At 56.8% G+C, this 14,967-nt stretch carries 12 protein-coding genes; 8 read left to right on the top strand and 4 right to left on the bottom strand.

Features of this window, described 5'->3' with window-relative positions; translation table 11 throughout:
- The first annotated feature begins 265 nt into the window (after positions 1–265).
- From GA615_RS15565 to GA615_RS15545, 5 genes are all read left to right on the top strand, one after another.
- Positions 266–1,297, top strand: coding sequence for a DUF1571 domain-containing protein (locus tag GA615_RS15565; RefSeq protein WP_161602364.1), 1,032 nt, complete (start codon positions 266–268; stop codon positions 1,295–1,297).
- Between the two features lie 319 nt (positions 1,298–1,616).
- Positions 1,617–2,156 (top strand): ribosomal protein S18-alanine N-acetyltransferase, encoded by a 540-nt coding sequence (rimI, locus tag GA615_RS15560; protein ID WP_152052232.1) that lies wholly within the window; start codon positions 1,617–1,619, stop codon positions 2,154–2,156.
- Between the two features lie 331 nt (positions 2,157–2,487).
- Complete coding sequence (locus GA615_RS15555; protein WP_152052231.1) at positions 2,488–4,614, top strand: family 16 glycoside hydrolase; 2,127 nt, start codon at positions 2,488–2,490, stop codon at positions 4,612–4,614.
- 130 nt (positions 4,615–4,744) lie between these two features.
- Positions 4,745–5,215, top strand: a complete 471-nt coding sequence (locus GA615_RS15550; RefSeq protein ID WP_235905485.1) for a GlcG/HbpS family heme-binding protein — start codon at positions 4,745–4,747, stop codon at positions 5,213–5,215.
- 9 nt (positions 5,216–5,224) lie between these two features.
- The gene (locus tag GA615_RS15545) at positions 5,225–6,100 is read left to right on the top strand and encodes a glutaminyl-peptide cyclotransferase (RefSeq protein WP_201750205.1); all 876 of its coding nucleotides are present in this window, start codon (positions 5,225–5,227) and stop codon (positions 6,098–6,100) included.
- 55 nt (positions 6,101–6,155) lie between these two features.
- Here the strand turns inward: GA615_RS15545 and GA615_RS15540 are convergent, their stop codons facing one another.
- Complete coding sequence (locus tag GA615_RS15540; protein WP_152052229.1) at positions 6,156–8,405, bottom strand: alpha/beta hydrolase family protein; 2,250 nt, start codon at positions 8,403–8,405, stop codon at positions 6,156–6,158.
- Positions 8,406–8,704: 299 nt separating this feature from the next.
- Between GA615_RS15540 and GA615_RS15535 the strand changes: the two genes are divergently transcribed.
- Positions 8,705–9,319: a 3-keto-disaccharide hydrolase gene (locus GA615_RS15535; protein ID WP_201750204.1), complete on the top strand. Its 615-nt coding sequence runs from the start codon at positions 8,705–8,707 to the stop codon at positions 9,317–9,319.
- A gap of 427 nt (positions 9,320–9,746) precedes the next feature.
- A complete protein-coding gene (locus tag GA615_RS27540; RefSeq protein ID WP_161602363.1) occupies positions 9,747–9,920 on the top strand; it encodes a hypothetical protein in 174 nt (57 codons plus the stop codon).
- Positions 9,921–10,149: 229 nt separating this feature from the next.
- On the opposite strand, the gene prfB is transcribed toward GA615_RS27540, so the two are convergent.
- A protein-coding gene (gene prfB / locus GA615_RS15530) for a peptide chain release factor 2 (protein ID WP_152052227.1) occupies positions 10,150–11,272 on the bottom strand; the annotation gives its coding sequence in 2 pieces (ribosomal slippage) (positions 10,150–11,202 and positions 11,204–11,272; 1,122 coding nt in all).
- Between the two features lie 169 nt (positions 11,273–11,441).
- Here prfB and gluQRS point away from each other — a divergent pair.
- Entirely contained in the window at positions 11,442–12,416 is a 975-nt protein-coding gene (gene gluQRS, locus GA615_RS15525; protein ID WP_235905483.1) for a tRNA glutamyl-Q(34) synthetase GluQRS, read from the top strand.
- 75 nt (positions 12,417–12,491) lie between these two features.
- On the opposite strand, the gene GA615_RS27535 is transcribed toward gluQRS, so the two are convergent.
- Entirely contained in the window at positions 12,492–13,547 is a 1,056-nt protein-coding gene (locus tag GA615_RS27535) for a DUF4013 domain-containing protein (RefSeq protein ID WP_261343943.1), read from the bottom strand.
- A gap of 179 nt (positions 13,548–13,726) precedes the next feature.
- Entirely contained in the window at positions 13,727–14,911 is a 1,185-nt protein-coding gene (locus GA615_RS15515) for a hypothetical protein (protein WP_152052224.1), read from the bottom strand.
- Positions 14,912–14,967: the final 56 nt, after the last annotated feature.

Genomic DNA, 14,967 nt, shown 5'->3' with positions numbered 1-14,967 from the left:
GTCCGAAGTTTGCGTGGTACATTCCCGTGTTGACTGCGACCTCTTGATGAGAAACCTCCCGCGTGATGTTCCGAACTTGCCCAGGCATGTTTGGGACTCGCGTCTCGATGAACCCCCGTGGTCGCCCCAAACCCAAACCGTTGTGGGATGCACCCGATTCGAGACTTCCTGGGAGGGCTCCGCGATGAGAGCAGAGGGAACGACCCGAACGCGACGGACCCGAACTGTGCTCGGGTTGGTTGTGTTGCTTGGGAAGTGTTTGTTCGTGGCTGGAGCGGTTTCAGCCGCGGACGATCTTCCGGAGGGCTCGGGAAACCATGCGGGAGGCTTGGTCTCTGATTTGACTTCACTCGGCTTCGCGATCGATCCCCCGTCGAGCGAAGCGGTAAAAACTCCTGACGATCCCGCAGTCCGAGAGACCGAGACGGACCTGGAGTCTTCAAATGGCTCTGAGTCAGATCAGTCCAAGCTCTCCTCGGCCAAGAAGGATGCAGCCGCGCAGGCGATTCCAGAGCCAGATCCCCTGCGACTCGCCAACGCAAGCCCTGTCGATCGGATGCCTCTCGGTCTGAATATTCGACGATCTGACATCGATCCTGCCTCCGCCCCAATCAGTTACGCCAAGGCGGCACTTGCGGAGAGTAAAGACCGCTTCGCGAGCGTTCGAGACTACACGTGCACATTTATTAAGCGAGAGCGAATTCAGGGCCGACTGTCGGGCTACGAAGTGATGAGCATGAAGGCTCGGACGAGTCCTCAGAGCGTCTATTTCCGATTCAAGCAGCCCAAAGCAGGGCGTGAGGCGATCTATGTGCACGGACGCAACGGCGGGAAGGCGATCGTGCATGATGTGGGTTTCAATAAATTCCTCGCGGGGACCTTGCATCTCGATCCCAAGAGCCGTCGAGCGATGGATGGGAACCGTCACCCGATCACGGAAGCGGGGCTCGGTTTTATGATTGAGACCCTCACTGAAGGGTGGAATCGAGAGATGAGCGTCAGGGACAGCGATGTGACGATTCGAGAACGCGTGTTGGTCAACAAGCGGCCTTCGACCCTAATCATCTGCAAGCACCGGAATCGTCGTCCTGATTTTGTGTTCCACGAAGTGCGGCTCTACATAGATCACGAACTTGGCTTGCCAACTCGTTTTGAGGCGTACGACTGGCCCGCGCGCGATGGCCAGCCTGCCCCTTTGCTTGAGGAGTACATCTACTCGGACCTGAAGATTAATGTGGGGCTGACCGACGCGGATTTTGATCCTTCTAATAAGGCATATTCGTTTGGGCGATTCTGAAGGCGAGCGTCTCAGGATCGGCTCCGATCCGGCCGATAAGAGGGTGTGAGAAATGGCCTGGTTTCCACCGGGCCATTCCTTGAGAGGGAGCGGAGGAAGCGGGGTTGGCAGCCCCGGGAGGCTCCGATAGAATCCGCCCCGCCTTGGCGGAGGATTCCGGCCCATCGCGATTTCGCGGGGCCTTCGGGCCCGGCCAGGGATCACCTCCAACCCATCCTTCGCGGACCGTTCCGCGGATCGGATCCCACTGTCTCCACGTCGGTTCTCGGCAGGATGCTGAGGGCTCGCCGTCTTTAATTTGTCCACGGAGGGAGGCTCGATGAGCACGGTGCCCACCGCCAAGGCCCAGGTCCGCGTGCACATTCGCTGGATGATCCGACGCGATATGCCCGAGGTCCTGGCCATCGAGCATGCGAGTTATGAATTTCCCTGGTGCGAGGAGGAATTCCTCCGCGTGCTCCGTCAACGAAACTGCATTGGCATGGTCGCCGAATGCGGGGAGCGGGTTGTCGGATTTATGATCTACGAGCTGCACAAGTCGCGGCTCCAGGTGCTGAATCTCGCGGTGGCTCCCGAGTACCGACGCATGGGAGTGGGCCGCCAGATGGTCGCCAAGCTCGTCGGGAAGTTGTCCAGCCATCGCCGAACAAAAATTCTGCTTCAGACTCGTGAGTCGAACCTCTCGGCTCAGCTTTATTTCCGAGCCCTTGATTTCCGAGCCGTCGAGGTTGTCCGGGAAGCATATGAAGACACCGGGGAGGATGCCTACGTTCTGCAGTACGTCTTACCGGACTTGATCCCGACCGAGTTGGCCGAGGGAGTGCCCGTGAATCGGATTGCTCGGCAACTCGAAGGCTGACGGACTTGATCGCCTTCGCTTCGAAATCCGCTGACACAGCTCAATCGCCGCGCTGGAATCCGAAAGGGTTCCTCTGCGCGGCGTTTTGTGTTGAGTTCGGAAGAATGATTCGCAACAGCGTGCAATCGAGAGAGTGGAGATCGAAGGAGGAGTGTTGCGGGCACGAGACTTATCCCCTTCGGAAAGTCCTGCTACACTGAGCGAAGGAATCTCTCGAAGCGAAACGAGTCGTGAGTGGCGGGGGACTTCGGTTCGGAACGAACCTGTCGCCAACATCCGGCTTGTCCGTTTTTGCACCATCGAACCACTTCATCGAGCCCATCGAGTCGCCATGAAGCCAAACCTGGTCGGCGCCTTCGCATGCTTGGCGATCCTCGCTTCGCCTGCGGCGGCCCAGTCGCTCAGCGTCATTGATCGTGACGCGACGGCCCAATTCGCCGCGCAACGACAGAATCCTGATGGCGGTTTTGCTGCAGAACCGGGGGGGCCATCCTCGCTCGGTGCAACAACGGCTGCAGTTCGGGTTCTTCGATACACGACAGGTTCAATCCCCGACGTTTTGGCCTGTCTCGACTTCGTCCGGTCCTGTTTCGATCCGGAGTCCGGCGGCTTTGCACAAACTCCTGGTGGAGCCGCGGACGTTGGCTCAACGGCATCAGGCTTCATGGCTCTCAGCGAGCTGAGAATTGAGAACGAGGAACTCCTCAGGAGGGCCTCCGAGTACCTCTCGATTCATGCGGAATCGTTCCCCGAGGTGCGCATCGCGATTGCCGGTTTCGAGGCGGTGGGTCGTCCGTCGCCGAAAGCTCAGGAGTGGACCAGGGAACTCCTCGATTCACGCAACGACGACGGGACATGGGGTGAAGGGCCGAGTCTCGCCTTCGATACGGGCGGTACCGCGGCGGCATTGCTTCGAATGGACCATGCTCTGGACCGTCGAGAGGTCGTCATCAACGCGATTCTGGCTGGTCAGCAGGCCGATGGGGGATGGACCCAGGGAGAAGGTGGAACAGATCTCTCTGCCTCGTACCGAGTCATGCGGGCTGCGTACATGCTGGGAGTGGCTCCTGATCTCGACGCCCTTCGCGGATTTGTCGCAGAGTGCCGTCGGGAGGACGGTGGCTATGCTCCCAGTCCGCAACAAAACGACGCGACCCTCGGTGGAACCTACATGGCCACGATCCTTCTCCGCTGGGCAGATCAGCTCGAAGGATTACCACCCGTGATTGAAACGGCCGGATTCATTCCCATGTTCAACGGCCGGGATCTGACGGGCTGGGAAGGGGATGACACACTTTGGTCCGTTCGCGACGGGATGCTCGTGGGGTTGTCTCCGGGACTTGAGCGGAACGAGTTCCTTGCGACGGAAGATCGTTTCGGAGACTTCTACTTTCGCTGCACGTTTCGGCTGGTTGATGGAGAAGGGAATAGTGGAATTCAGTTCCGGAGCGAACGGACTGCCGGTCACGAAATGATTGGCTATCAGGCTGATATCGGTGAAAATTACTGGGGTTGCCTCTACGACGAATCGAGACGGAATCGTGTGCTGGAGACTGCATCTGATCGAGCGAGAGCCTCCGTTCGGCTCGATGGCTGGAATCAATATGTCATTCGAGCAATGGGGAATCAAATCCGACTGAGTCTTAACAGTGTCCCCTCGGTGGATTATCTCGAAACGGACCAGGAGATTCCTCAGACGGGCCGTATTGCAGTCCAGCTCCATTCCGGAGACCCGATGGAGATCCACTTCAAAGACCTGCTGGTCCAGCCCTTACCTCGGCCGATCACGAACGGAGATTCCAAGAAGCCGGGATTCCATCTTCGTCGTCTGCGGACTGAGCAAGGCGCTCGTTACTCGGTGTTCGTACCCGATGGGTACGACGGTGTTCAAAAGTTCCCAGTTGTTCTCTTTCTGCATGGGGCGGGAGAACGAGGCGATGACGGGGTGGTTCCGAGTCAGGTCGGACTAGGCCCGAGTATCGCCTCAAATCCCTCGGGTCATCCTTATCTCGCCGTGTTCCCACAAGCTCGAGAAACCTGGTCGGCCGCTTCGCCCGATGGGGAACGAGCGATGGCGATTCTTGACGAGGTCATTTCCGATTTCGCCGTGGATACCAGTCGTATTGTGCTGACCGGGCTTTCGATGGGAGGGATGGGAACCTGGTCCCTTGCAACCACCTATCCCGATCGATTCTCGGCACTGGTGCCGATCTGTGGTCCGGGGGAACCCGCGCAGGTCGAGTCGATTCGGACCATTCCGACCTGGGGATTCGTGGGGGACGAAGACCGCGCTCCCTTCGTGGCTGGCATGCGTGAGATGGCCCGATCCCTCAAGGACATTGGCGCACCAGTCCGTTATACGGAATATCGCGGGGTTGGCCACAATAGCTGGGACCGGGCGTATGCCGAACCGGAACTGGTCGAGTGGATGCTCAAACCTCGCCGAATTACTCCCTAATTCGCAGACTCGAAGTGAAATGAGGAATGATCGCATGTTCCAACCAGTGTTTAAAACAGCCTTGGCTGGCTTGTTGATCTTGCTTGCGGTTCAGGTCGGATCCGCACAGGAATCAGACGAAGCTGAGCCGATGATCGAGCGGGGAGGCATTCGCCTGATGCTCGGAGGCGCCCAGACGATTCTCGAGGGGGCCCAAGATCAGGCCAAAGCGATGGGCTTGAAGGTGAATATCACCGTCGTCGATGACGGCGGCCACCCGATTGCCTTTGCACGAATGGACGGCGCCCGCTCGGCCAGTTCGTATACCTCGATGACCAAGGCCATCGCTGCAGCAACACTTCGGCAACCGACTGGTCCGGTCCCCCCTGGAGTCGAAATTCCCGATGTTCTGCTCAACGTCAGTCTTCAACTCACTGCGTCGGCATCCGGGGGGACGGTGACGACCCTCTACGGAGGCGTACCGATCGTCGTCGAGGGGCAGATCCTCGGTGGAGTTGGAGTAGGTGGCGCGACGGGAGAACAGGACGCCGAGATCGCTCGAGCAGGGATCGCTCGGCTTCTCGAATCGATCAAGACCCATCAAGACGACGACGATGAATGAGGCTGAGTGATGCAATCGTTGACCGCCCCGCCAGATGCACCGAAAACGATCAACCCAGGCGCATCCCCTTTCGCAAGAGTCGCGTCGGGTCGTAAACGTATAGGTCTCATGTTGGTTGCCGTCGTCGCTATAACGACGGCTGGGGTGGGGGCGTGGACAACCTGGTTTGCATCCCAGGCAAGCCGGGTGCCGATTTATAGCGTTGAGATCGTGAAGGTATATCCACATGATCTCAATGCCTTTACCCAGGGTCTCGAATTCTCCGACGGAATCCTTTATGAGGGAACCGGTCAATATGGTCGGTCTCGACTTCGGAAGGTGCAACTGGAAACCGGGACCGTGTTAAAAGAGGCTGCGTTACCCAACGACGTCTTCGGAGAAGGAATTACCGTCTGGAAAGATCGGATTCTCCAGCTCAGTTGGCAGGAACGCCTTGGATTGATCTTTGACAAGGAAACGTTTGAGCTTCGAGGGCGCTTCCGTTACGCGGGTGAGGGCTGGGGATTAACTCATGACGACAAGCATTTGATTATAAGTGATGGCACTGCAACCTTGCGATTCCTTGACCCAGAGTCTTACCGGCTCGTTCGATCGATTCGGGTGCTGACTCCAGATGGGCGGCCGGTCGATCAGCTCAACGAACTCGAATACATTAACGGAGAGATTCTCGCCAATATCTGGAATACCTCGACCATTGCTCGTATTTCGGCTCGTACTGGTCGCATCGTGGGTTGGATCGATCTGAGCAACGTTCGTCCTCAGCAAGCAATTGGTAGCAATGCGGTACTGAATGGCATTGCGTACGAATCGAAAAGTCGGCGGTTATTCGTCACGGGCAAGAACTGGTCGGACTTGTTTGAGATTCGAGTGGTCCCTCGCCCCTGAATTTGATGGAACGACCGTCAGAACCGATCAGATCCGGTTCTGACGGGATTGAGGATCACTGGCGATCAAGGAGCCAGGTGACTGCGGTCTCACGTTCGTCTTGCGGCTCACCACCGATGAAGGAATCGGGTCTCGGACCTGCCGTCGCGCGATAGGCGTCGAGGATGATGTCGGGAAGTTGGTTTCCCTCCCCTGAGACCCAGAGTGGTGTAGGAGCGCAGAGCGCGAGGAGACTCGGAAGATCACCGTACTTCAAGGCGCCTGGCCAAAGATCGGGATCGCGGTGGTCGATGATCCGACCGAACCGGTAACCGTTGGTCCCGAGAGCAATGGCATCCAGAGTTCCGGTGGCCACAGCCGCGGCAGCCGCGGCCCAACGACCGGCTCCACTCAGAGCCACGAGTTCAACACGCCCAGGGCTAAAGTCATGGTGTCGAACGAAGGCGAGAACGGAAAGCAAATCATGGACTCGTTGTGCAAACAGCGGATGGTTATATCCTAGTGTGTACCCAAGAAACTCCCGGGGATTCTCGACGGTTCGTGATTGAGTCCGGGGGTCGTCCTTGAGCCACTCTCCTTGATCGAGGAGATCACAACCGACGACGGCGATCCCCTGGTCCATGAGTCGTCGAACGGGACCGATAGGTTGGCCGTCTTTGTCGTAGAGTGAAGACTTGCCGGCTTCGTCCACCCAGACCACAACTCTCCCACGGTAGGACTTGGGATAGAGAAAGACGGTGGGAACGAGCTCAGCTTCAGGCTCATAGCGTAACAAGGCGAGCGTTTCGAGCCAGTCGCCTCGATCGATCTCTCGGTGCTTGTCATAGACGACATCTCCTGCTTCGGGGAATGATCGCCCGACCATCGTTCTGATCGCTCCTCCGACGATTTTTTGAAATTCGAGGAGTTTATCAGTGTCGATAGGTCGAAGATCGGCCATCTTCGAGTGAGAATCGGCATCGAGCAGGGTGAGAAGTCGAACCTCGGCGTCCTCGTCTGTTGGCGGCTTGGGATGCCCTTCATTCCAGACAGTTGCTTCCTCCCGGGTTAACGGAATGTAATCGCGTTCTTCAAGCGAGACATCGGGGCCAAGCCCGAGTTGCTCTGCCATGAAGCTGTACATCATTGCCCGGCTTTGAGCGTTGTAATTGTGCCCGAAGTCAAAGTACCGAGCGATGACATTTCCTGGAGCGTTCGCAAGTTCATAAAGGCGCTTCAGCTCGGGGAGTCCTTTGGTTTCGATCTCCCGGGTCCAATCGTTTGCGCCGGTGAGTCCCAGTGGTCGAGGAGCGAAGAGCGCGGCAAACTCGACATTTCCTGTTCCGATTCGGAGATAGGTTGCATTTTCGCATGTGCACCCTCCTTGCATTGCAGTCGAAACCATCACTGCAGGAAAGGCTGCGGCGGGACGAGGGTCCACGGCTGACAGTAGGAAGGTCTGAGTTCCTCCACCACTCGCACCGGTCACGGCTATACGAGTCGGGTCTACATCAGGTAAATCGGACAGAAAGTCGAGCGCTCGGATCGAGTTCAGTAATTGCAATCCAAGAACATTTTGGAGCCGAAGTTCAGCTTGAGCGCTGAAGAGTCCCCAACGATTAGGACTGCTCAGGCTTGGTCGCTGGCGGGAAAACCCATGAGCGATCTCGAAGGTGATGGGAACACTGTCTGCATAGCCTAGCATGTCGTAGAGAAACACGACGCAGCCCATGCGGGCGAGTTGAACACATCGGGCCTGGAGTGGATGACGTCCACCGACCTCGAACCGTTCTGCGCCCGACTCGAGTTCTTGCCGCACGACGTCCTCGCCGTGGTCGTGGAATCGCCCCTCCGACCAGTGCCCATGGGGACTGAGGACGGCCGGCTTCGGACCCTCGATACCTTTGGGTCGGTAAAGGCTACCTGTCACGTACAAGCCCGGCACGCTCTCAAAATAGACTTTATCGACGGTGTATTCTTCGCGATCGACCGTACCGTGAATGACCGGGATCAACTCTGGCATTGTGGGCATGGGCCAGAGACCAGCTGAGACGAGAATGCGTCGGCGAACCTCGTCGGCCCTGACCTGCCACTGCTCAAGTGACTCAGGGACATGAAATGGGAAGTCGCCATTCAAATCCTTGAGGGGGCCGAGGCGAGGATCGTCCGGAAATTCTGCTTCGGGAAGGACGCGAGGAGGTCCCTGAGCTTTTTCCTGAGCCCAGAGGGTCGCGGCAGGCCAAACGCCGGAAACGCTCCCGGCCATCATGGTCGAGGAGAAGGCCTGTAACGCGGCGCGACGGCTCACATGGTTGGTCGATTTCATCGGGATGCGTGCTCCTCATCACCCTGGGTGGTCAATCGTGAAGGGTTTTCCAGGGTGAACTCTGGGTGAGTCTATCACTCACGGGAGTCACTCGCCATGCTCAAGCACGGGATGAAAAAGAGGCGTCTTGGGTGATCACAGAGACGCATCGCTCACTCGACTCTGGTATGATCGACAGCACTCTGAGAGACGTATCAGAGCCTTTGGGAGGTGTCTTGAGGGCCTGATGCAAGTCGATTCAAACAAGATGATCTCACGGGACACAAATGATGAACTCGCGAACTCTGATTGCGTTCCTCGTGATCCTCTCCCCTTGCCTTGCCCTGGCAGGCGAGCCAGTTGCCCTGTTCAACGGGAACGATCTGAGTGGTTGGACTGCAGTTCTGGCAGATGAGAATGCCAAGGCTGAGGATGTCTGGAGCGTTCACGACGGGGTTTTACACTGCAAGGGCCAGCCTGTTGGATACATCAAGACAGAGAAGGAGTACAGCAATTATGAATTGTCACTCCAATGGAGATTTCCTCAGGGAAGCCAGGGGGGAAACAGCGGAGTGCTCGTTCATACATCAGAGCCCGGGGCGATCGGGATCTGGCCGAAGTCGATTGAGGTCCAACTGCACCGAGGAGATGCTGGGGACTTTTGGGTCATCGGGACCGATCTGAATGTTAAGAATGAAGAAGAGCGCAAGATGGGGCGTCGTCACCTGAACCTCACCGATGATTCCGAAAATCCCATTGGTGAGTGGAACACGATGGTGATCGTTTGTCAGAAAGATCGGATTACCGTTACGGTCAACGGAGACCTTGTCAACGAGGCATCCGATTGCTCGGTGACGGCGGGAGCCATCTCGCTTCAGTCCGAAGGAGCACCGATCGAGTTTCGAGAGATCGTCCTGACTCCACTTGACGAGTGAGTAGAGCTTAGCCTTGAACGCGTCCTGATGGGACGAACGGTTGGTCTCGGCCAGTTCGGGACCAGCCGCGTGTTTCGAACCCAGACAAGGATCACGATGAATGTCGGAAAAGCCAACGATAAGCCCAGATGTGTGTAGATTCGTTAGGAAGAGTTGGTGGGCATGCCTGGACATGGCATGCGCGTCGGCCAGCTTCTCGGAGATCGGTTCGAGCGGGCGGGACGGACTCGAAACTTAATATGGCTGTTCCAGACGTTGCGAGACTCCAGGAGACGCCTGATGGACTGGCATCGACAATCTGGCCGGAAGGAAGGTCAACGGCGTAGGTGCTCGCCAGATTGTGGAGCTCAATTCGGCATCGATCAGCCACTTCGACTGAGACCGCAACGGAGCCTTGCGTCTCCCGAACGGTAAAGACTACTGAAAAATGATGGGCCCCACTTTGTCCTACGAGCAAAGCCTGGAGGACTTCGGGGTCATCGTCAGGTTGTTGAAACTGCAGTTGCTGCAGGGTGGGGCTAACAATTCGACCAGCATCCGCCTGACCTTCAACAGAGACTGCAATCTGCTGGAAGCGGGATTCATGTTCAAGGTCGATTGAATGACACCAACGGTCGCCGATCCAAAAGAAATTCAGGCGAAACCCCGAAGCAAGAATCACGTGGCGTTCGTCAGACTCGTCGAGTTTAGGCATCGGGGCACTGACTACTTACGGTTGGGGACTCGATATCCTCATCAAACCGAGAGCGGACTGACCATCTCCGAATTTGGATATGATCAGTCCGCTTCCGAGTCGAGGCGGAGGGAATCGGAGATCAGATCGATACGGATCACGTTGCTGGGGTGGTCTCACCCTGTTCAAGCTTCATGCGGAGGTAAGCCTCAATGAAGCCGTCAATCTCGCCGTCGAGTACGGACCGAGGGTTCCCGACCTCGTAGCCCGTACGGAGATCTTTGACGAGTTGATAAGGTTGGAGGACGTAGTTCCGGATCTGGCTCCCGAAACTAATCTCACCTTTCTCGTCGTATAACTTGGCGTATTCCGCCTCGCGCTTCATCTCCTCCATCTTGATGAGCTTGGATTTCAAGAGGGCCATCGCATTGGCATCATTCTTGAACTGCGAGCGCTCTGAACGTGATTCGGCAGTAACTCCGGTCGGAACATGGCGGTATCGGACGCCCGATTCCGTTTTGTTCTGGTGCTGACCGCCCGGTCCCCCGCAGCGGAAGACCTCACGCTCAAGATCACAGTCTCGAATTTCGATGTCGATCGAGTCGTCAACTTCGGGCAGGACATCAACCGAGGCGAAGGAAGTCTGTCGACGGGCCTGAGAATCGAATGGGCTGATCCGCACAAGGCGATGCACACCGGTTTCACACTTCAGATACCCATACGCCAGGTTGCCGGTAATGTGCAACGTGGCCATTGAGATACCTGCCGATCCTCCGTCTTCTCGGTCAGTGATTTCGACCTTGTACCCGTGGGCCTCGGACCACATGATGTACATGCGCATCAACATCTCAGCCCAGTCACAGGCCTCGGTCCCACCGGCTCCCGCGTGAATCGAGACGTACGCGTTGCGATGGTCATTTGGCCCGGAGAGCATCGACCGCAATTCGAACGACTCGAAGTCTCGGAGCGCACGATCGGTGGCCTGACGCAGTTCATCGTCGAAGGAATCGTCTCCGGCCTCTTCTCCGAGTTCGATCATTGCGCCAAGGTCATCGCCTTGGGTGATGAGTTCCTCAAAGGGTTTGATCACTCCGTTGAGGGTCTTGAGCTCACCGATGATGGTCTGAGCTTGTTCCTGGTCGTTCCAGAAATCAGGCTGTCCCATCTCTTGCTCAAGTTCATCGCGTCGAGCTTGTTTGTCGGCCAAGTCAAAGAGAGTCTCGCAGGTTGACGATACGATCGATCACGCTACGAGCTTCGCGTTTCAGTTCGGCATCCATCGTCAGGAAGACTCCAAAAGGTCCGTTTCGGTCAGAAGGTCGATTCCCTAAGGGGCTCGACGGTAGGATTGTACGATGCCCGAACCCACCCGACCAGCCAAACTCCAAAACCGTGGGCGCTTCGAGCTAGCTCCAAGGATCCGCATGGTCAGAATGAATAATGAAACGCATGGAATTGCTGGTGCCAGAACTCCGAACGAATCAGGTGGTGGGCCGATTTGCCCCCTCTCCAACAGGTGGATTGCATGTGGGGCATGCTCGAACGTTTCTGATTGCCTGGTTGATGGCTCGATCAGTCGGTGGAAAGGTCGTGCTTCGGATTGAAGACCTGGACACCAGCAGGGTACGACCAGGAATGATCGATCAGGCGATGGTCGATCTCCAGTGGCTCGGTCTCGACTGGGATGAAGGACCGGATCGAGGAGGACCATCCGGGCCCTATCTTCAATCGCTTCGCTTTGATCACTATACAAGGGCCCTCGACCAGCTCAAGCAAGCCAATCGAATCTACCCATGTACCTGTTCCCGGGCAGAGATCCAGCGGCTCGCATCAGCTCCTCATCTGGGTGAGGAGGGGCCAGTATATCCAGGAACCTGTGCATGCCGATGTTCGGACGACGCGGAGAATCTGGAGAATCAACCCTTTGCCTGGCGATTCCGGGTCGAGGATCGCGAGATTCCATGGGACGATCTGTTTCTCGGAAGCGTTGCGAACAACCCTGCTTCCACGGTCGGAGATTTCATCGTTGGGAGGTCCGATGGCAGCATCTCCTATCAACTTGCAGTTGTGGTTGATGATGCAGCCATGGGCGTCAATCAGGTGATTCGAGGAAACGACCTTGTGTCCAGCACGCCGAGGCAACTCTTGATTAGTTCCGCGCTTGGTCTGCAAACACCTCAGTTTGGGCATGTACCACTGGTGATGGATGCACAGGGGAGACGTCTCGCCAAGCGAGATGAGTCCATCAAACTTGCGACGTTGAGAGCCGAAGGCGTTGAACCTGCTCGATTAATGAGCTGGATCGGTCGATCGCTCGGTTTCCAGACTCATGACCGCGCAATGCCTTGCGATTGGGTCGGTGAGTTTCCGTCCGCTACGGGCGGAGCCGAGGGGATTGTCCTGGACCTTGACCTCATTCGCTGATGCCGACGGAAGATCGACCGACGAGGATCGAAGGCTTAGGCCTGGAACACTTCGACTTGAACGTGATACCTGGTGTTATCCGAGACTCCTGGGAATGACTTGCAAACAGGGAAGATGAATCAATGGCTGGTTGAGCCATCCGGCCCAGGGAAGGTAGTTCAGGAATTGTCCGACATAGATTTGTCCGATCACGATGAACCAGAGAATCGACGCCGTAAGCAGGGCGAACAAACTCGAGGTCGATCGCGCACTCCACCGAACCATTCGAAGGGCCGGGCCGCGACGGGGGGGATCTTCCGGAATGAGACGGTACTCAAACAGTGTGGCCCGGATGGAATGAGGCAGTCGATGAATGAGTCGAGGATTCTGTTTCAGCGATTTCCGTAACGCTGAGCGATAAATGCGTGCGATCAAAAGGTGGAGCAGTACGAAGGCGGGAAACAGGTAAATGCCTGCGGCGAGTTGATATTGGCTCAACACGCGGAGCACTTCTTCCGGCTCAGCGTCTGCCCAGGCATCCGGATCGCCGAGAACAAAGGCGAACGGGGCTGAACGCAGTGCCAGAACAGGAAGCGTCGCCATCGAAAAGATCAAGGCATAAACGGATACAGACCAACCACTCGACCAGATTAATCGAGCGAGAATTCCAAATTGAAATACCGATCGAATCTGCCCGGAAGCCGCGAGATGTCCCCAGGCCATCGGAACGTAGAGCATCGCGAGCACAAACAGAAGATGAGCGAACAGCCCAGCTTGAAGACCCACAAAAGCGTTTTCGTATCCTTTAGTGAACGAGTTATTCCATCCGTCATACCATGACCCAAGCCAGAGAACACAAGCAGGGTAGGTGAGGATGAGCGTGCAGAGGAACGCCATGATCCCCCATCGAAGGTTGCTGCGGAGCGCACCGGTCAATTCCCGGGGAAGGCGCGCGATTCTTCGCAACCGGGTTGGCGGTGAATCGTCTGGTGTTCGCCGGCCAAGCGATTCAATGACACGTTCGCTGACAACCCAGCGAGGAAGCGTCGCTACCGGGAATTGATCGTCGAACCGAACACTCTGTGCATCCAGCGGAACGTGCTCATCAGAGTTCCGCTCGTTCCACCAACCGAAGAAGATTCGGCGTCGCATGAGCCGAAACGTCCAGCCAACCACGAGGATTGCTGTCCAGGGGCTTGCCGATAACAGGATACCGATGCTCACAGTGAGAAGGAAGCTTAGTTTTCGAGGGATTGGTCGAATCAGGGGCTTCCGAGGTTGAGAGGCATTCGTTGCGAGCGGGATACCTGGAGACTGATCCATGACTGTGCTCATCCGAAGGCCTCCTCAAGCGAGCCGCCGTCTGCAAAGGGCATGGGGAAGCCCATGATTGCTGCGATTGTTGCCGCGACGTCAGCTTGCTGAACGGTTCGATCAACAATTCGCCCACGATCAATCCCTGGACCAGCAATGGCCGCGAAGATGTGATGCGCATTGAAATGATGCTGGAATGGAACGGCGACGAAGGGATTCGTGTCGCGTCCGCAGTCAGGCACCACGACGAATACGGTGTTGCCGCGATACGCCGGGAGCCGTTCCGCCTCTTCCCAGAGACGTCGAAGGGCGCTGTCGACAATCGAAATCCCACGCGTGTAATGGGATGCAATTCCCCAGTGGACGTAGTCCGGATCGTTGAAATTGACCATCATCAAGGCGGGCTGTAACGTTCGCATTGCCCACACACCGAGTTCCGCCAGGAGTCGGTCTCCCCTTGGGTTGACCAGTCCCGTTCGACCGAAGTACGAGGTCCAAGATTCCCAAAAGGCATCGAGTTCCGGCGTGGTTGGCTCGGCATCTCTGGCGCGATGATCGACGGCTTCAAGCTTTCGGAGTTGATCACGCTTCTGGATCGCTTCCTCGCCGGAATACCGACCTTGTGCCAGGTCGGAGCGAAGCACGTGGAGCTTGTACCGGTAGAGACTGAGAACGGTCGACCGGAAATGAACACCAAATAAATGATGGTTGCTAAATGCGTAGAATTCCTCGTCGGTACGATCCTCGCCATTGACGATGATTGCTCGATGGGGAGGGAGATCGTACTGTTTCCGGAGTGCCTCGAAGAGCGTCGGTACCTGAGCTTCAAAGCGAGATCCGAGAAACTTCCCCGAGACGTCTTCGTACTTATCGTAACGCCCTGTCAGGAGGTAGAGGGTTCCATGTCCGTGGTTGGTCTCGACGCCGGGAGCGTCGGCGATTTCCATCCGGGGGAAAAGGACGCCCTGAGGTGCAAAGACTTTCTTGAGGAAGGGACTGTGAGTCTCGTCCGATGCGATCGTTTCCTGTCGTCGAACACCCCCTCCGAATCGGACGAGGATGACATTCGGTCCCTTGTAGGAGGGTCGTCGATCCACGTTCTCCGCTTGGCTGGCGACAGGGGTAATTGACGAGAGGCCGAGGGCGGCGGACCCCTTCAAGAACGTTCGTCGATCCAAGGGAACGATTCGTTTCGGAATCATGATTCGTCTCCAAACCTCAATCCACCACTTCGGCGTTTAATGGTCTCCTCTGATAC

The sequence above is a fragment of the Tautonia marina genome (assembly GCF_009177065.1).
Taxonomy (GTDB): domain Bacteria; phylum Planctomycetota; class Planctomycetia; order Isosphaerales; family Isosphaeraceae; genus Tautonia; species Tautonia marina.
Note: the sequence above shows the minus strand (reverse complement) of the source record. Positions and strands in the feature narration are given on the sequence as shown.

Coding starts and splice junctions, on each gene's coding strand:
- rimI (WP_152052232.1), top strand. CDS start 1,617: ATGAGCACGGTGCCCACCGCCAAGGCCCAGGTCCGCGTGCACATTCGC.
- gluQRS (WP_235905483.1), top strand. CDS start 11,442: ATGGAATTGCTGGTGCCAGAACTCCGAACGAATCAGGTGGTGGGCCGA.
- GA615_RS15545 (WP_201750205.1), top strand. CDS start 5,225: ATGCAATCGTTGACCGCCCCGCCAGATGCACCGAAAACGATCAACCCA.
- GA615_RS15540 (WP_152052229.1), bottom strand. CDS start 8,405: ATGAAATCGACCAACCATGTGAGCCGTCGCGCCGCGTTACAGGCCTTC.
- GA615_RS27540 (WP_161602363.1), top strand. CDS start 9,747: ATGATGGGCCCCACTTTGTCCTACGAGCAAAGCCTGGAGGACTTCGGG.
- GA615_RS15550 (WP_235905485.1), top strand. CDS start 4,745: ATGATCGAGCGGGGAGGCATTCGCCTGATGCTCGGAGGCGCCCAGACG.
- GA615_RS27535 (WP_261343943.1), bottom strand. CDS start 13,547: ATGCGACGCCGAATCTTCTTCGGTTGGTGGAACGAGCGGAACTCTGAT.
- GA615_RS15555 (WP_152052231.1), top strand. CDS start 2,488: ATGAAGCCAAACCTGGTCGGCGCCTTCGCATGCTTGGCGATCCTCGCT.
- GA615_RS15515 (WP_152052224.1), bottom strand. CDS start 14,911: ATGATTCCGAAACGAATCGTTCCCTTGGATCGACGAACGTTCTTGAAG.